This is a genomic window from Gramella sp. Hel_I_59 (genome assembly GCF_006714895.1).
Lineage (GTDB): Bacteria > Bacteroidota > Bacteroidia > Flavobacteriales > Flavobacteriaceae > Christiangramia.
This window is the reverse complement of sequence record NZ_VFME01000001.1, coordinates 2954799-2972618: the sequence shown is the minus strand read 5'-3', so window position 1 is coordinate 2972618 and position 17820 is coordinate 2954799. Positions and strand designations below refer to the sequence as shown.

At 39.6% G+C, this 17820-nt stretch carries 16 protein-coding genes; 9 read left to right on the top strand and 7 right to left on the bottom strand.

Annotated features, from left to right (window positions below; genetic code table 11):
• Positions 1 to 53: 53 nt before the first annotated feature.
• Positions 54 to 596: a DUF4136 domain-containing protein gene (locus tag JM79_RS13815; protein ID WP_141878711.1), complete on the bottom strand. Its 543-nt coding sequence runs from the start codon at positions 594 to 596 to the stop codon at positions 54 to 56.
• A 169-nt stretch (positions 597 to 765) separates the two neighbouring features.
• Positions 766 to 936 (bottom strand): DUF5522 domain-containing protein, encoded by a 171-nt coding sequence (locus JM79_RS16165; protein ID WP_185739503.1) that lies wholly within the window; start codon positions 934 to 936, stop codon positions 766 to 768.
• A gap of 32 nt (positions 937 to 968) precedes the next feature.
• Between JM79_RS16165 and JM79_RS13810 the strand changes: the two genes are divergently transcribed.
• The 4 genes from JM79_RS13810 to hemL all read left to right on the top strand — a co-directional run bounded on the left by JM79_RS13810 (position 969) and on the right by hemL (position 4401).
• Positions 969 to 1295, top strand: a complete 327-nt coding sequence (locus JM79_RS13810; protein ID WP_141878710.1) for a hypothetical protein — start codon at positions 969 to 971, stop codon at positions 1293 to 1295.
• 62 nt (positions 1296 to 1357) lie between these two features.
• On the top strand, positions 1358 to 2293 hold the full coding sequence (locus JM79_RS13805) for a pyridoxal-phosphate dependent enzyme (RefSeq protein WP_141878709.1): 936 nt from the start codon (positions 1358 to 1360) through the stop codon (positions 2291 to 2293).
• Positions 2290 to 3099, top strand: coding sequence for a glucosaminidase domain-containing protein (locus JM79_RS13800; protein WP_141878708.1), 810 nt, complete (start codon positions 2290 to 2292; stop codon positions 3097 to 3099). The genes JM79_RS13805 and JM79_RS13800 overlap by 4 nt, the downstream gene beginning before the upstream one ends.
• A 12-nt stretch (positions 3100 to 3111) precedes the next feature.
• Positions 3112 to 4401 carry a glutamate-1-semialdehyde 2,1-aminomutase gene (gene hemL / locus JM79_RS13795; protein ID WP_141878707.1) on the top strand — a complete coding sequence of 430 codons (1290 nt, stop codon included), beginning with the start codon at positions 3112 to 3114 and terminating at the stop codon, positions 4399 to 4401.
• A 34-nt stretch (positions 4402 to 4435) separates the two neighbouring features.
• Here the strand turns inward: hemL and JM79_RS13790 are convergent, their stop codons facing one another.
• Both JM79_RS13790 and JM79_RS13785 read right to left on the bottom strand, forming a co-directional pair.
• The gene (locus JM79_RS13790) at positions 4436 to 5035 is read right to left on the bottom strand and encodes a sugar O-acetyltransferase (protein ID WP_141878706.1); all 600 of its coding nucleotides are present in this window, start codon (positions 5033 to 5035) and stop codon (positions 4436 to 4438) included.
• Positions 5036 to 5037: 2 nt separating this feature from the next.
• Positions 5038 to 6552 (bottom strand): GH3 auxin-responsive promoter family protein, encoded by a 1515-nt coding sequence (locus JM79_RS13785; protein WP_141878705.1) that lies wholly within the window; start codon positions 6550 to 6552, stop codon positions 5038 to 5040.
• 112 nt (positions 6553 to 6664) lie between these two features.
• Here JM79_RS13785 and JM79_RS13780 point away from each other — a divergent pair, with 112 nt between their 5' ends.
• The gene (locus JM79_RS13780; RefSeq protein ID WP_141878704.1) at positions 6665 to 7462 is read left to right on the top strand and encodes a DUF2797 domain-containing protein; all 798 of its coding nucleotides are present in this window, start codon (positions 6665 to 6667) and stop codon (positions 7460 to 7462) included.
• 53 nt (positions 7463 to 7515) lie between these two features.
• Here the strand turns inward: JM79_RS13780 and JM79_RS13775 are convergent, their stop codons facing one another.
• Together JM79_RS13775 and JM79_RS13770 are read right to left on the bottom strand one after the other, a co-directional pair.
• Positions 7516 to 10218: an AsmA-like C-terminal region-containing protein gene (locus JM79_RS13775; protein ID WP_141878703.1), complete on the bottom strand. Its 2703-nt coding sequence runs from the start codon at positions 10216 to 10218 to the stop codon at positions 7516 to 7518.
• A gap of 25 nt (positions 10219 to 10243) precedes the next feature.
• Positions 10244 to 10909 (bottom strand): queuosine precursor transporter, encoded by a 666-nt coding sequence (locus JM79_RS13770; protein ID WP_141879247.1) that lies wholly within the window; start codon positions 10907 to 10909, stop codon positions 10244 to 10246.
• 154 nt (positions 10910 to 11063) lie between these two features.
• Between JM79_RS13770 and folK the strand changes: the two genes are divergently transcribed.
• Complete coding sequence (gene folK / locus JM79_RS13765; protein ID WP_141878702.1) at positions 11064 to 12200, top strand: 2-amino-4-hydroxy-6-hydroxymethyldihydropteridine diphosphokinase; 1137 nt, start codon at positions 11064 to 11066, stop codon at positions 12198 to 12200.
• 1 nt (position 12201) lies between these two features.
• Here the strand turns inward: folK and JM79_RS13760 are convergent, their stop codons facing one another.
• Complete coding sequence (locus tag JM79_RS13760) at positions 12202 to 12738, bottom strand: TrmH family RNA methyltransferase (RefSeq protein ID WP_141878701.1); 537 nt, start codon at positions 12736 to 12738, stop codon at positions 12202 to 12204.
• A gap of 148 nt (positions 12739 to 12886) precedes the next feature.
• On the opposite strand from JM79_RS13760, the gene JM79_RS13755 reads away from it, so the two are divergent.
• From JM79_RS13755 to mutS, 3 genes are all read left to right on the top strand, one after another.
• Entirely contained in the window at positions 12887 to 14719 is a 1833-nt protein-coding gene (locus tag JM79_RS13755) for an ABC transporter ATP-binding protein (protein WP_141878700.1), read from the top strand.
• A gap of 5 nt (positions 14720 to 14724) precedes the next feature.
• Complete coding sequence (locus JM79_RS13750) at positions 14725 to 15150, top strand: hypothetical protein (RefSeq protein WP_260443441.1); 426 nt, start codon at positions 14725 to 14727, stop codon at positions 15148 to 15150.
• A gap of 91 nt (positions 15151 to 15241) precedes the next feature.
• Positions 15242 to 17812, top strand: coding sequence for a DNA mismatch repair protein MutS (gene mutS, locus JM79_RS13745; RefSeq protein ID WP_141878699.1), 2571 nt, complete (start codon positions 15242 to 15244; stop codon positions 17810 to 17812).
• Positions 17813 to 17820 lie beyond the last annotated feature (8 nt).

Here is a 17820-nt window from a genome sequence, read left to right as displayed (position 1 = left end):
TCCACGTAGGCATTAGCCATAAAAAAAGCCCCTAATCGGGGCTTTACTATTTTCTATTTTTCCATTCCGGGTGGATATTTTTCCATGATCTTGGCAACGATCTCATTGATACGTTCCTGCTTTTTATTAACCTCCCTAGCTAAAGCTGCAGTTCCCATTCCCTGCCAGACTAATTCCTTATTTTCAGAATCGATAAGGTCTATATAAAGTGTTCCTTCACTGGTTCTGTTCACGGTATTGAATCCGCTTCCCCAGTACCATGGGTTCCAGCCCCATCCATAGCCCCAACCAGCAAAATTATTCTGGTAGATATTGATGTTCTCGTTAGTTTTTGTAAAAATGCTCACTAAGAGATCAGGGTTTTCAGATTTTGTGAAGCCATTCTTTTGCATTTCACTCTCGATGGCTCTTAGAATTCTTTTCTTATCAAGATCAGATATATCGGCTTTGTCTATTCCTGGTTTGAAAAACGCGAAGGATTTGTACTGATTAAAATCGGCTTCCCGATCATAATCTGATGCTACACGTACACTACTGCACGAGCTAAAGATAAGTGCCAGTAGCAGCACTAGAGGAGTAATTTTTAAAAATCTCATAGGTTAGAATTTAAGTTGTTCGTTGTAAACTGAAGAAGAACATGAGAGTCCCAATAAGAATACCGGATAATTTCAGATTCCTCAGTCTTCTAAAAGTCTCAAATATCGTGCCGAAGGATTGATTAGAAGGCGATTGAAGCTCAAGAGCCAATTGAGAATACAAGATAATTTACTCCTGCTTATTTGTTTTACTGTTATATCCATAAGGACAATGGCGACAACCACTTTCGCAACAATAACCGCGTTTTAGGTGATATTTTTCAGTAAAACAGCGGTATCCTTCCGGGGTCAGGTAATAGTCTCCGTCCTCGAGTGTGATTCTTTTTCTCTGAAAATTCATAGCGCTAAAATACAATTTCTTATATTCATTCCATGATTTTGATCGTGAACAAAAGGCTGTTATCAGGGAGATTCAAAGGCATTAGCCTCTGGCCATTTGTTATACTCGAAAATATTCATCTTAAAAAAGATAAATATTTTATCAACCATGAGCGTATTCATCTCCGGCAGCAAATTGAATTGCTCGTGATCTTCTTCTATATATGGTATGCGCTGGAATTTTTTATAAGATATGCTTCACTTAAGGACGGGATGCAGGCTTATAGAAATATTAGTTTCGAAAAGGAGGCTTACAGGCGTGAAACCGATCTCAATTATCTAAAAAAACGTTCTTTCTGGGCGTTTATGAACTATATGTAGTAAGCTTATAGAATTTCATTGCTTATTCTTTCTTCTAAAGTAGATGCATTATTTTTGCAATTATGAATTCCATTTTTCAGACTTCGGAAGTTTTTGTTTCTGAAAATCAATTTATTGCTGAATTTTCAAATTCAGTGACCCTACATATTAAGCGTGAAGATCTTTTGCATCCTGAAGTGTCTGGGAACAAATTCAGAAAACTGAAATATTCTGTCTTGAAGGCTTCAGAATTGAAAAAAAATTGTTTGTTAACTTTTGGCGGTGCTCATAGTAATCATGTCGCAGCCACGGCAGCGGCCGGAAAACTGGAAGGTATTGCAACTATTGGTTTTATAAGAGGAGATGAACTGGAATTTCAGAAAGAAAAATGGAGTCCAACCTTAACGTACGCAAATTCCTGCGGAATGAAACTGAAATTTATAAGCAGGGAAGAATATCGGAATAAAGAGTCTGAAGCATTTCTGAATCAATTGCAATCTCAATTTCCTGATGCGATGATCATTCCTGAAGGTGGAACAAGTGAACTCGCGATCAAAGGTTGTGAAGAAATTATTTCTGAAGCCGATAGGGAATATGATTATATATGTACTTCAGTAGGAACCGGAGGAACTATGGCCGGTCTTATTAATGCTTCTTCATCTCACCAAAATATACTGGGTTTTTCAGCACTTAAATCCAAACACCTTTCCGAAGAGATCAAGAGAATGACCACCAATACGAACTGGTCCATTAATACCAATTACCATTTTGGTGGCTACGCAAAGATTTCTGTAGAATTAATTCAGTTTATCAATGATTTTTTCAGAAAAACCCGAATCAAACTCGATCCGGTTTATACAGGGAAATTACTTTTTGGTATTTTTGAACTCGCGCAGAAAAATTACTTTCCGAAGGGTTCAAAGATCCTGGCAATTCATACCGGAGGCCTGCAGGGGATAGAAGGAATGAACGAAAGATTGAGAAAAAAAGCGCAGCCACAAATTATAACGGAACTATGAAATTGAATAGAGTTTTACTGCTGCTTATTTTCGCTGTTTTTGCTGCTTCCTGCGGAAGTCGTAAAAAGGTGGATACCAGGAAAGATGATGTTGTAAAAAGTGATCGACGGGAAGAGAATAAAAATTCCCCAGCAGAGATCGTTGATGATGTACGGGAAGAAATGCCGCGCAATTCGTACCATTATCGCATCGAGGATTACATTCGGGATTACTCTGAAATCGCCCAGGAAGAAATGAAATTATATAAGATTCCTGCGAGTATCACGCTTGCCCAGGGAATTTTAGAATCTGGTGCAGGTAATGGGCAATTGACCAGGCAGGCAAATAATCATTTTGGTATTAAATGTCACGATTGGAATGGTGAAAAAGTATACCATGATGATGATAGAAAGGGAGAATGTTTTAGAAAGTATAAGCACGCGAAATATTCTTACAGAGATCATAGCCTGTTCCTTTCGGGACGAGGTAGATATTCAGAACTTTTTGAACTGGATGCTAATGATTATGAAGGCTGGGCGAAAGGATTAAGAAAGGCCGGTTATGCGACAGATAGACGGTATCCAGACAAATTGATCGATCTTATTGAACGTTACGAGTTGTATAAATTTGATGAGAACATTAGTGGAAAGTCTACTCGTAGGTATGCTGCACAACCTAAAACTACAAGCGAAAGTCATGTGGTTCAAAAAGGAGATACCTTGTATTCGATCTCCAAAAAATACGATACTACTGTTGAAGATATTAAACGAAGGAACGGCCTGAATGGTAATAACATTTCCATTGGCCAGATCCTGAATGTAAAATAGAGGAATAGAGTTATGATTTATAAGAGAAGTAGTGCCTTGTTCGCAGATGCTAAAAAAGTAATTCCGGGCGGAGTGAATTCCCCGGTTAGAGCTTTTAAAGCTGTTGGCGGAGATCCTGTTTTCATGAAGCGAGCTGCAGGAGCCTATTTGTATGACGAGGATGATAATCAACTAATAGATTATATAAATTCATGGGGTCCGCTAATTCTGGGTCACGCCCACAAGCCGGTAGTAGATGCTGTAGTTGAAAAAGCAAGAATGGGAACATCTTTCGGAACGCCTACAGAAATTGAAACCAAGATCGCAGAACTGGCGGTTAAAATGGTACCCAATATTGATAAGATAAGAATGGTAAATTCCGGGACTGAAGCCTGTATGAGTGCTGTGCGGCTGGCCCGAGGTTTTACTGGAAAAGACAAGATCATCAAATTTGCTGGTTGTTACCACGGGCATAGTGATTCCTTCCTAATCCAGGCGGGGAGTGGAGCAGTAACTTTTGGATCACCAAACAGCCCGGGAGTAACCCAGGGAACGGCTAAAGACACCTTACTTGCTAATTTTAACGACCTTGCAAATGTAAAAGAGCTGGTAGAAGCTAATAAGGAGGAAATTGCCTGTATCATTCTGGAGCCGGTGGCCGGGAATATGGGATGTATTCCGCCAGTTGAAGGTTTTTTACAAGGATTGAGAAAATTATGTGATGAAACCGGAATTTTACTTGTTTTTGATGAGGTAATGACTGGTTTCAGGCTTGCAGCCGGAGGTGTTCAGCAGAGAGAAAATGTTGTTGCGGATATCGTTTGCTTCGGAAAAGTAATTGGAGGTGGATTGCCTGTTGGGGCTTTTGCAGCAAGAAATGAGATCATGGATCATCTTGCTCCCATTGGACCAGTGTATCAGGCCGGAACATTAAGTGGAAATCCACTGGCTATGGCTGCGGGTTTAGCTATGCTAACAGAACTGGATTCAAATCCAGAAATATTTGAAAGCATTGACAGGAAAACAGCCTACCTGCACGAGGGTATGGAAAAAGTATTAAAACAGAATGAGATCGATTTCACGATCAATAGATACGGTTCTATGATCTCAGTACATTTTGGACTGGACGCTGTTACAGATTTTGCTTCCGCGGCGAAGTCTGCGAACTTAGGGACTTTTAATAAATTCTTCCACGGGATGTTGGAAAATGGAATTTATATCGCTCCAAGTGCCTATGAAACATGGTTTATAAGTGATGCACTTAGCTATGAAGATCTCGATCGTACGATCGAGGTAGTAGATAAAGTAGCTAAAACACTTTAGAAATATTAGATCCGGCGGTAATTACTGTCGGATCTTATTTAAATCTCCTATCCTTGAAATAGAAATCTTCATCAGCTTTGGTGATCTCCCTGATCACTTTGCAAGGATTTCCTGCTGCAATCACATTGGAAGGGATATTACGGGTTACTACACTTCCAGATCCAATGACCGTATTGTCACCAATACTCACTCCTGGATTTATTACTGAATTACCACCAATCCAGACATTATTACCAATTGTTACAGGAATTGCATATTCCCATTCTTCATTTCGCTTTTTTGCATCAATGGGATGTCCGGCGGTAAAAATACTTACGTTTGGAGCGATCATTACATGATCACCTATCCTAACTTCAGCACAGTCCAGTATGGTTAGATTGTAATTCGAATAAAAGTGGTTACCAAGGTGAATATTGTAGCCATAATCACATTGAAACGGCGGCTGTATATAAAATTCCGAAGAAACTGAACCCAGAACTCTGCGAATGAGATCGTGTCTTTCAGTAATTAGCTCAGGCGAACTATTATTAAAATCAAAACAAGTTTTCTGAGCATGCAGTCGTTCATCGAATAAATCTTTGTCTGATGCTTTATAGGCTTGCTCACTGAGCATCTTTTCTTTCTCGCTCGCCATGCTTAATTACTCAATTTCAACAATTCCTCGAGATACGTTCTGGAATTCGAAAGTCTGGGTACTTTATGCTGACCGCCAACTTTGTTATGCATTTTCAACCAATCATAAAAAAGATCAGGACGCGCCTGGTGCACAAGTGGCGCATTAAGGGTCATGTTATTATACCTTTTTGCCTCATAATCACTATTTACCTCTTGCAAAGCAAGATCAAGCTGAACCTTGAAATTGTCGAAATCTTTCGGCTCGTTCTTGAATTCGATCATCCATTCATGGGCACCTTTCTCACGGCCTTCCATAAATATTGGAGCAACCGTATAATCCTTGATCTCACAATTAGTTAAAAGACATACTTTTTTGAGAGCAGATTCGGCATTTTCAATGATAAGCTCTTCACCAAAAACATTGATATGATGCTTGGTTCTCCCGGTAACTTTAATTCGGTAAGGATTAGTATTGGTAAACTTAATGGTATCACCAATCTTATATCTCCATAAGCCGGCGTTCGTAGTAATAACTACGGCGTAGTTTGTGCCAATTTTAACTTCATCAAGTGGGATAGCGTGTTCCAGGGCAGAGCCATAGCTATCCATAGGAATGAATTCATAGAAGATCCCATAATCCAGCATGAGTAGCATTTCCTTGGAATCGTTAAGATCCTGACAGGCGAAAAATCCTTCCGAAGCATTGTAGATCTCATAGAACCTAAAATCTTCCTTGGGTAAAATTTTCTGGTACTGGGAAGCATAAGGCTCGAAACTTACTCCGCCATGAAAATAGGCTTCCAGGTGAGGCCATACTTCAAAAACGTTTTCCTTGCCAGTACTTTGCAACACATTATTCAGCAAAACCAGCATCCAGCTAGGAACACCAGCAAGACTGGTCACACGTTCCTTAATGGTTTCATTTACGATTGCCTGCATCTTGGTTTCCCAATCATGCATCAATGAAACTTCGTTACTCGGAGTACTGCTAAACTCTGCCCAGAAAGGCATATTATCAATAAGAATGGCAGAAAGATCTCCGTAACTGGTTCCGTTTTCCTGGTAAAGTTCCTTGCTGCCGCCCAGGCGCAGACTTTTACCGGTAAACATCTGTGAACCAGGATTATTATTCAGGTATATACAGATAAGGTCTTTCCCCGCAGCGTAATGGCAGGCTTCCAGGGAATCCTGACTAACGGGAATAAATTTGCTTTTTGCATTGGTGGTACCGCTGGATTTTGCAAACCATCGAATAGGCCCCGGCCAGAAAATATTATGTTCACCTTTACGGCTACGCTCAATATCACTTTCTATATCTTCATATTTCTGAATGGGAACACGTTCACTGAATTTCTGGTAATTATTGATTTCAGAAAAATGGTAGCGCTTCCCAACTTCAGTATTCTTTGCTTTGGTAATGAGGTTTCGAAGCAGCTCTTGCTGTACCTCATGAGGATACTTAATGAACAATTCCATTTGATGAATTCTCTTCTTTAGGAACCAAGAAGCAATGGAGTTGACTAATGGAATTGGCATTATTTATTTCTATCTTTAAGCCTTGTTTTGCAGGCGTGACGTTATCTGGTTAAAAATAACGGATTCTTTGAAGCCTGCAAAAAAAATAGTTTAGTCTTAAAAAGAAAATTCAATGATCTATAGCGGTGTCCTTACCAAAATGAGAACCGAACTTAGCGATACAGTACAGTATTATTTAGTCTGGAAGGATGATTTCATTCATATGAATCAATTGATAGGCAAGAAAATAAGCATCAATTTTCTTAAATATGAGTGCTTGAATTGTAGCCTTCAGAAGAAGATTTTCAGACAGGGTCTTTGTTATGATTGTTTCAGCTCTATACCCGGAGCCGGGGAATGGGTGATTAGTCCGGAGAAAAGTAAAGCGCATTTAGATGAAGAAGATCGTGATCTGGAGTATGAAAAGAGATCGCAGCTGCAACCACATATAGTTTACCTCGCAAATTCCAGTGATGTAAAAGTTGGGGTTACGCGTAAAACTCAGGTGCCTACAAGATGGATCGATCAGGGTGCGCATGAAGCGATCGAGATCGTAGAGGTTCCCAATCGTTACCTTGCCGGTATTACTGAAGTTGCTTTAAAGAATCATGTAGCTGATAAAACCAACTGGAGGAAGATGCTAACCAACGATGTGCTTGATCTGGATCTTCATGTTGAAAGAGATAAACTGAAGCAATTCATTCCAGATGAAGTACGCAATTATTACCTGGCTAATAACAAGGAGACCGAAATCAAATTTCCTGTAGAGAAATACCCTGAAAAAGTAAAAACCCTGAACTTGAGTAAGAGTCCGTTTTATGAAGGCTTATTACGCGGCATTAAAGGTCAGTACCTCATTTTTGATGATGGAACTGCATTTACTGTAAGGGGACACGAAGGTCACGTAGTCGAGATCAAAGTAGTGTTGTAATTTTAGATACAAATCAAAAAAAAGCAGAACCGGAAGGTTCTGCTTTTTTGTTTCTAATTATTATTGGTAGTGGTATCGGTTTTCTTCTTGTTATTCTTCAAGATGCCGCCCAGAATATTCTTTGCAGCATTCTGAACCTGCTCCTTCTGTGACTTCTGAATACTGTCAGATTTAGTCGTTTTGCTTTGAGCGGTGCTGTCCTGTTTTACAGCAGTCGTGTCATTTTTACTGAAAGGTTTTTTGGGATCACGTTTCCCCTGAAGGATATCGTTGATCGCGTCTACAGCTTTATCTTCCAGTTTGCCTTTTTGTTTTTCAACCACCTTCTGGGTAAGACTGTTTACTGCCTGCTGCATATTTAAATTGATCTTTGGATTCTGAAAATTTCCGGTGATCCCAACGGGTAGTGCAACCATCATATTAGAGAAGTCTTCACCACTAAGTTTTCCAAGTGTTCCGCCTACTTCATTTCCAAGATATTTTGCCGGAATATCTAGTTTGAGGTCATAGTTCATATTCATATCAAATCCATGAGTACCACTAACCTGGAACTTTACACCTTTAATGTCAAAATCAAACGGCGCAATAGCTACCTGTCCATCATTAAATGAGAGTTTCGTTTTAAGATTAGAAAGATCGATCTTATCGAAATTGATAAAGCCAAGCTGAGTATCAAGTTTTGATAATAATGCAGCTTGCTGTGGGTCTAATTCTGCAGTAAGTAACTCTGCAAGCGCGTCACCTACCAGGCTGGTAAGTTGCGGGGTAAGATCTTCGTTCAGGTTACCCTTCAAATTTACTTTGGACTGTACTTTTCCTTTCATGGCTTTGGCCAGTGGAGCTAGATTCTGCATAAGTTCAAGTCCGTTAAAAGATGACGCGATATCCAATGAATTTAGATCCAGGTTCATCTCGAAAGTAGGTGTAGGGTTTTTTGTGGAAACAAACCCATTGGCACCAATACTACCATTAAAAATATTGGTGGATACGTTCTGCAATCTGGCAGATTCATCTTTAATGATCAATAATCCAGTTACATTCTTTAATTCCAGATTATCGTAAAAAACCGTGTTGGCATCAAATTGTAACTGAATATCCAGAAAAGAAGGAATTTTTACGGCTTCCTTTCCGGTGGTCTTACTTTCTGTTTTTTGTTCTCCATCTTCAGTGGTCGTGGTTACCTCCTCAGTTTCAGCTAACATAAAATCATTTACAGAAAACACATTCGATCTAGCTTTGAAATTACCCTTTAGCTGCTGATCTGTAAATAGAAATCCAATTAGGTTTTGAATGGTTCCATTTGCAGTAAGATCAGTTTTTCCGGTGCTAAGCTTCAATTCTGGAACACTTACATTCCCCTGGTTGAAACTCATATTGGCATTGGAAATATTGATCTTGTTTGGAATTTCAGGAGAGGCATAGCTAAAGTTTGAAATAGAAGCCGTTCCCTTACTTTTTACATTTTGATATTGTTCTTTTTCAATAGAGTTCATATCGAAACTGGTCTGCACATCTGCAGTAAGCCTTCCATTTAGATCCTGTTCAAGCTCCAGCGGATAGGCTTTGTTGAGGTTAGCCAGGTTTATACTTCCCTTTAATGCAAGACTTACCAGCATATTTTCAGTAAGATTACTCACTTTTCCATTGGCAGAAAATTGATCTTCATCTATTCTGAAGGTAGCCGTATTGATATCGATGTAAGTATCTTCAGCAATACCGGAATCGTTGAGAATCACCATATCCAGGTTGATATCCTGTACACTCTTAGGCAGCTCCGGATACTTGAACGATGCGTTGCTGGAAGATATTTTCACGTTCATCTTCGGAATATAAGTATCGTCAGCTTTTCCGAAGATTCTACCGTCAACTATAAAGTCTCCATTGGTTTCTACATTTTCAATATTCTGCGCGTAAGTTTGCGGAATCACCGCCAGGAAATTCTTAAAATCTGAAGAAGGGGTTTTAAAGCTTAGATCCATTTCAGTATCACTTTCATTTACCTGCACATAACCATCAAAGGTTAATGGTAACTGGTTCACCATGGCTTCGTTTTCAAGAAACGTATAGCGCATGTTCTCCAAATCCATTTCCAGTACTGCGTCCAGGCTTACAGAATTCTGATTCAGATAATTTACTCCGTCATAATTAAGACTTACCAGGGCTTCGGAATAGGTTTCCAGTTCAGAAGTAGCAAGAGAGAAATCACCATTTCCTTCATGATTCAGGTTTTCAACATCCAGTGCGATCTTCGCCGATTCATCCACATACTTAATCCTGGTATTGTTGATTTCGTAGTGCTTCAGGTCCAGGCTGAATCCTGTAGCGGTCGAATCTCCGGTGGTTGCCGTGGTATCTTCAATAGCAATATCATAATTGGCCTGTCCCAGTGAGTCCACTTTAATATTAAGATATGCGTTATTGATCTTTACCTGATCTACCCTTTTAGGTTCAGAACTACTCTTAAAAAGTTCTTTGACAGACATTTCCAGGATAATCTCCTCACTAAGCGCAAGAGTATCTCCTTTAAAGGGTTCGTTATTTATAATGCTAAGATCCTCAATCACCAAAGTGGCATCCGGAAAATTTCGAAACATACTAAGGTTAATATCTTCAAAATCTACCTGAGCATCCATGTTCTCGTTCAAAGTCTTCCTCACGAGATCCTTCAGCTGAGATTCAAATACAAAAGGTGCGATCACTAATAAGATGATGATCGTTAGTAGTGTAAATCCAATTATTTTAAATGCTTTTTTCATAATTCTATGTTTTAGAATAGCTATGCTATTCGAGAGTAGGTTGATCAAATTGTAATTCTTCCGCAGGCTTCAGCTTAAAATATTTTCTGAAGGCGAAAACAGCAGCATACAAAAATGGTGTGTCTATCGCAGCGATTAAAACTTTAAAAAGAAATCCGCTCAATAAAAGTCCGCCAAAAAGTTCCCATGAAATTTTATTGAAAGTACAGAGCAAGAATAGGACCGAGAATGTGTCTACGAACTGGGAAAGGAAAGTAGAAAAATTGTTTCTTAGCCAGAGATGCTTCCCGCGGGTAAGTTTCTTCCAGAAATGAAATAGCTGAATGTCCACATACTGAGCCAGCAAATAGGCGACCATACTGGCAAAAACCGCAATGGCTGTGGCTCCAAAGACCCTTCCGAAAATTTCGTTGTCGATGGGAGACCAGCTGGTTGCAGGAACATAATCTGCGATATAAATAATTAATAAGGAAAAAACCGAGGCAAAGATTCCAGTAGTTACTACCTGGTTGGCCTTCTTTTTTCCATAGATCTCGCTAATAATATCGGTGATCAAAAAAGTGATTGGATATGGTAAAATTCCTACGGAAATCTCAAAAGTGTAAATTCCGAAGAAATCCCAGTAAAAAAACTTCTGAAAGATCAGGTTGGATACCACCAGAGAGGCAATGAACAACGCGCTCAGGATCATATAAATTTGTAAAGCCCTGTGCTTCTTTTTCCGGGAAAGTTTACTCAAATTTTTTTATTAAGTCTTGCTGCAAAATTAAGAGTATGTGCTTTTGTTTTGCTTAATTTGCTGTGAAATTATTTGATGCTACCTATTAAAATTTTCTTAATCCGTTTTGAATTCCCCTAAAACAGTACTATTGGCCTTAGGTAGTAACCTTGGCGACCGTCTAGGTTATTTGCAAACTGCACTTGATCAAATTCATGAAAATATTGGATGGGTTCGGGAGGTTTCTGGTATTTACGAAACTCCGGCCTGGGGATTCGAAGGAAATTCATTTTTCAATGCCTGTACGAAGATCGAAACAAGACTGGATCCACAGCAAATTTTAAAAAGTTTACAGGCAATAGAAAATGAGCTGGGCCGAGAGAGAAATAATTCCGGTGTCTATCAAAACCGGGTAATTGATCTGGATCTTCTAATTTTTGGAGATGAGATCATTCAGGTCGAAAACTTGCAGATCCCGCATCCCGGAATTCCAGATAGAAAATTCGTTTTACTGCCGCTTCAGGATATTGCGGCAAAGGAAATGCATCCGCTTCTTAAAAAATCTTATCGCGATCTACTGGCAGATACCAATGATACTTCAGAAATCAATAAGGTTTCAGAGAAATTAGATATTCCGGGTATTAAGTATAATTTTCCTGGTTGTAACTATATCGCTGTAGAAGGAAATATTGGTGCCGGTAAAACCAGTTTTTCCACGATGGTTTCCGAAGATTTTAATGCAAAACTGATCCTCGAACGCTTTAAGGACAACCCATTTTTACCAAAATTTTACGAGGATAAGGATCGCTATGCATTTTCATTGGAAATGTCTTTCCTGGCAGACAGGTATCAGCAACTCTCAGATGACCTGGCACAGTACGATTTATTTAAGGACTTTATCATTTCAGATTATGATGTGTTTAAGTCACTAATTTTTGCAAGAATTACGCTTCATGAAGATGAATATTCGCTTTATCACAAGTTATTCCATCTAATGTATAAGGAGCTGGTAAAGCCGGAACTTTATATCTATTTGTATCAAAATACAGACAGATTGCTTCAGAATATTAAGAAAAGAGGCAGAGATTATGAGCAGAATATTCAACCGGAGTATTTGATTGAGATCAATAAGAGTTATCTGAATTTTATCAAGTCTCAAAGTAATATGAAGGTGCAGATCATCGATATTTCAGACCTGGATTTCGTGGCGAACCGTCAGGATTACTTGAAGCTTCTAGCCGAAATCGATAAAGCTGTAAACTAGTTTATCGCCGTAATTTCGAAAAAAGATCCCATACTACAACCCCTGTGCTTACTGAAATGTTCAGAGAATGTTTGCTTCCCAGCTGAGGTATTTCGATAACCGCATCACTGGCAGTTACTACTAACTGTTGTACACCTTTCACTTCATTCCCGAATATTACTGCGGAAGTATGATCCTTTAAAGGTTCAAATTTATCCAGCATTACAGCATTTTCGGCTTGTTCTATGGCGTAGACTTTTTTTCCTTCCTGCTGAAGTTTTGTGACAAGTTCAAGAGTATTTTCCACATGTTCCCATGCGACAGTCTCCGTGGCACCCAGAGCAGTTTTCTGAATATCCTTGTGGGGCGGTCTAGCGGTAATTCCGCATAAATAAATCTTTTCGATCAAAAACGCATCGGCAGTTCTAAAAACCGATCCAATATTATTCAGACTTCTAATATTGTCCAGAATGATGATAATTGGAGTCTTGGTTGCTTCTTTAAATTCTGAAACCGTTTTCCGGTCCAGTTCCGCATTTTTAAGTTTCCTGTTTGCCATGCCGGCAAAAATAGCAAATCTTCAGAAGCAAATAGGGGTATCCAGTTTCGCAGCTTGTACAAATGTTAGGATTAAGTTGTAATTACGACCTAAGCAGCTCATTTTTTATCGCTTTCGCTTAAATTGCAAGGCATCCAAAAATTAGAATTTGCCAAGAAGAAAAAAGACATTAGAAGCTAATAAAATCAATTTTAGAGAGAGTTTTGCTTCCCTTAAGTTCGTTCCCAGATTTTTTAAAGAAATAAGGAAAGTGAATCCGTCACTTTTTTATGCGAATATTTTTGGTCGGGTTTTAAATGCGGTGTTACCGGTGATCATGCTTTTGCTGGGAAAATTGATCATTGATGAAGTAATTCTGCAGATTGGGAATGAAGTAAAAGACCTGGATAGATTATGGATACTGGTGGCTGCAGAGTTTGGACTGGCTATACTTTCAGATCTGTTAAGTCGTGGGATTAGTTTAAGTGATGCGCTTCTGGGTGACCAATACTCCATAGATACATCTGTCAGAATAATAAAAAAGACTTCAGAACTTAATCTTGATCAACTTGAAGATTCTGAATTTTACGATAAACTGGAAAGAGCGCGGCAGCAAACTACGGGAAGAGTAGGATTGATGTCTAATATTTTGACCCAGGGAGAGGATGTCATCGTGATTATATCTTTACTTGCCGGGGTTGTTGCTTTCGAGCCTTGGCTAATCATTCTTTTAATCGTTTCGATTATTCCTACCATCATTAACGAGATCAAGTTTAGCGGAACAAGCTATTCTCTGGCCCGAAGCTGGACTCAGGAAAGACGGGAACTTGATTACTTACGTTATGCGGGTGCGAGTGATGTCACTGCAAAAGAGGTGAAGTTGTTCGGACTCTCAAATTACCTTGCGGGAAGATTTCAGAATCTATCAGCCAAATATTATAAACAGAGTAAAAGCCTGGCGAAACAAAGAGCTGGTTGGGGCTCAGTTTTTAATATTGTTGGAACAGGAGCCTATTATGGTGCTTACGTATTTATCATCTTTAGAACCGTTGCCGGGATCTTCAGTATTGGTGACCTGACATTCTTATCTGGATCCTTCAATAGATTACGATCTAAATTGCAGGGTTTCTTCACCCGCTTTACTCAAATTACCGAGAGTGCTCTTTATCTTCAGGATTATTTCGAATTTCTGGATCTGTCCTTCAGCAATGAAAATTCAGATGAAAAGCTTGAGTTACCAAAAGAGATCAAACATGGTTTCGAGTTTAAAAATGTTGGTTTTAAATATCCAAAGTCTGAAAAATGGGTGGTTAGAAATATCAATTTTCACTTAAGAGCTGGAGAAAAACTGGCCTTTGTTGGTGAGAACGGAGCTGGTAAAACAACCTTGATTAAATTGCTTCTACAATTTTACGAACCTACGGAAGGGGAGATCTTACTTGATCATGTTCCAATTCAAAGATATAACCAGGCGGCGTATCAGCAGTATTTTGGCGTGATCTTTCAGGATTTTGTGAAATTTGAATTGACGCTACGTGAAAATATTGCCATGGGTGAAATTGGAGAAATAGGCAATCAATCCCGAATAGATAGTGCTGCTCAGAAAAGTCTGGCGCAGGAAGTAGTTTCAGAATTACCGCTTGGCTATGCGCAGCAGCTAGGGAAAAGGTTTAAGAACGGGAAGGATCTTTCTGGAGGTCAGTGGCAAAAGATAGCGATCGCCCGGGCTTATATGAAAGATGCAGAAGTGCTGATCCTTGACGAACCAACCTCGGCTCTCGATGCCCGTGCAGAAACCGAAGCATTTCAGCGCTTTATTCAATTAACTCAGGGGAAAACGGCGGTGATCATTTCGCATAGATTTAGTACCGTACGTATTGCAGACAGAATTATGGTTCTTAAGGACGGACAGGTAGATGAAATTGGAACTCACCAGGAGTTGATGGCGAATGATAAATTATACGCCGAGTTGTTCAATTTGCAGGCTGCGGGTTATCAATAATATATATGGATTCGATGGAATTACATACGATCAGACTTTTACTTGATTTCGGACTTATGGTTCTAATCTGGATCGTGCAACTGGTCATTTATCCCGGGCTTTGTCATTACGGGCAGAATGAACTTGGTGACTGGCATAAAAAATACACCGGAAGAATTGGGGTAATCGTGGGACCTTTAATGATCTTGCAATTGATCGTTGCTAGTTCGCAATTGTTCCTACAACAGGGTGTTTACGAGATTACGAGCATACTATTCATACTAGCTTTATGGTTGCTTACCTTTCTTATTTTTGTGCCTTTACACAATGCGATCAAACCATCTGAAAGTTGCGATCAAATCACCGGGAATCTAGTCTCCAGGAACTGGGGCAGAACTATTTTATGGTCGGTACTATTTATCATAACACTTCTTGTCGAAATTTTAGATTAAATTTTCGGGCAAAGTCCTGAATCTTTACATTAGCATTCCATAAAATCCCGCAAAATTGGCAGAGAAAAAATCGCAGAAGGTGACCCCTTTAATGAAACAGTACAATAGCATTAAGCTGAAATATCCTGACGCCATGCTGCTTTTCAGGGTTGGGGATTTTTATGAAACTTTTGGAGAAGATGCGGTAAAGGCTGCGCGTATTCTCAATATCGTACTTACCAATCGTAATAACGGTGGGGAGCGTACGGAGCTGGCAGGATTTCCTCATCATTCACTCAATACCTATCTGCCAAAATTAGTCAGAGCAGGTCAGCGAGTTGCCATTTGCGATCAGTTAGAGGACCCGAAAATGACTAAAACGATCGTTAAAAGAGGCGTGACCGAACTGGTTACTCCAGGGGTTGCATTTAACGACGATATCTTAAGCAGTAAATCAAATAATTTTCTTTGTGCCGTTCACTTCGGAAAGAAAAACCTGGGAATTTCTTTTCTGGATATTTCTACGGGTGAATTTTTATGCGCACAGGGAAATCAGGAATATATAGATAAACTACTTCAGAACTTTTCACCTAGTGAAATTCTTATTCAGAAGAAGTATAAAAAGGATTTTACATCGGCTTTTGGCAAGGATCATCATTGTTTCTTTCTCGATGACTGGATCTTTAAAAGTGACTATGCTCATGAAACTCTCAACGATCACTTCGGAACAAAATCGCTAAAAGGTTTTGGTGTAGACCATCTTGAGGAGGGAATCGTTGCTTCTGGAGCCGTTCTCTATTATCTTGGTGAAACCAGGCATCATCGCCTTCAGCATATTGTTTCTTTAAACCGGATCGCGGAAGAGCAATACGTATGGATGGACAGGTTTACCATCAGGAACCTGGAATTATATCATTCTAATGCGGCAAATGCTGTGACCTTGCTTGATGTGATCGATAAAACGATCTCACCAATGGGTGGCCGACTTTTAAAACGCTGGCTGGCACTACCGCTTAAAGATGCGAATCTTATAGAGCAACGATTGGAAGTAGTAGATTTTCTGCTGAAGAATCCAGAAAGCTTAGAAAGAATTCAGGAGCAATTAAGAGAAATGAGCGATTTGGAACGTCTAATTTCCAAGGTTGCTACTCAGAAGATCAGTCCGCGTGAAGTGAACCAGCTACGACATTCGCTCAATGCCATCATTCCAATTAAAGAACTCGCTCTGGAATGCGATAATGAAGCGATCAGGGTTATTGGAGATACTTTGAATAGCTGCGATCTGTTGCGTAGCAAGATTTCTGAAAGTATCACGGAAGAAGCACCGGTCAATGTTCAGAAAGGAAATGTGATCGCGAAAGGTTTTTCTTCAGAATTAGATGACTTGCGGGCCATAGCTTTTACTGGAAAGGATTATCTCGATAATATGATCAAACGTGAAAGCCAGGAAACAGGCATTACGTCCTTAAAGATCGGGAAGAACAATGTGTACGGTTATTATATCGAGGTTAGAAATTCACATAAAGACAAGGTTCCGGAAACCTGGAACAGAAAGCAAACCCTTGTAAACGCTGAACGTTATATTACAGAAGAGCTCAAGGAATACGAGTCTAAGATTCTGGGAGCAGAGGAGAAGATCCAGCAACTTGAACAGGAATTATTCTCAAAACTGATTTCCTGGATGGCTGAATATATTGATCCAGTACAGCGAAATGCAAAGTTGATCGCAAGACTGGATTGTCTCGCTTCGTTTGCTCAACTGGCTAAACTGGAAAATTATTCGCGTCCGTCTATCACCGATAGTCATGCACTGGCGATTGAAGAAGGAAGGCACCCGGTGATCGAGAAACAATTACCATCTGGAGAAGTTTACGTGACTAACAATGTTAATCTTGACCGAGAGGACCAGCAGATCATCATGATTACCGGGCCAAATATGAGTGGTAAATCGGCCATATTGCGACAAACTTCGTTAATCGTACTTATGGCTCAAATGGGAAGTTTTGTGCCAGCGAAAGCTGCGGAAATTGGCCTGGTGGATAAAATCTTTACCCGGGTAGGAGCGAGCGATAATATTTCGATGGGAGAATCTACTTTTATGGTAGAAATGAATGAAACTGCGAGTATTCTAAATAATATTTCTGAAAGAAGTCTTGTGCTGCTTGATGAGATTGGAAGAGGAACCAGTACCTATGACGGGATTAGTATCGCCTGGGCGATAAGTGAATATTTGCACGAACATCCGGCCCGTCCAAAAACATTGTTTGCTACACATTACCATGAACTGAATGAAATGTGTGAAACCTTTAAAAGGATTAGGAATTATAATGTTTCGGTCAAGGAATTGAAGGATAATGTGTTGTTTCTTCGGAAGCTGGTGCCAGGAGGTAGTGAACATAGTTTCGGGATACATGTAGCTAAAATGGCGGGGATGCCGCAAATGGTTTTACATCGAGCGAACAAAATTCTTGCAAAACTGGAGGCTTCCCACTCGATGGAAGATTCTGGGGCGGTAATGAAAAGTTCTGCGGAAGAGGAGATGCAACTTAGTTTTTTTAATCTGGATGATCCGTTACTGGAAGATTTGAAGCAAGAGCTATTGGCAATCGATATAGATACTTTAACGCCGGTAGAAGCCCTCATGAAGCTGAATGAGATCAAAAGGATGCTGAGTAAGCAATAAGATTTTCA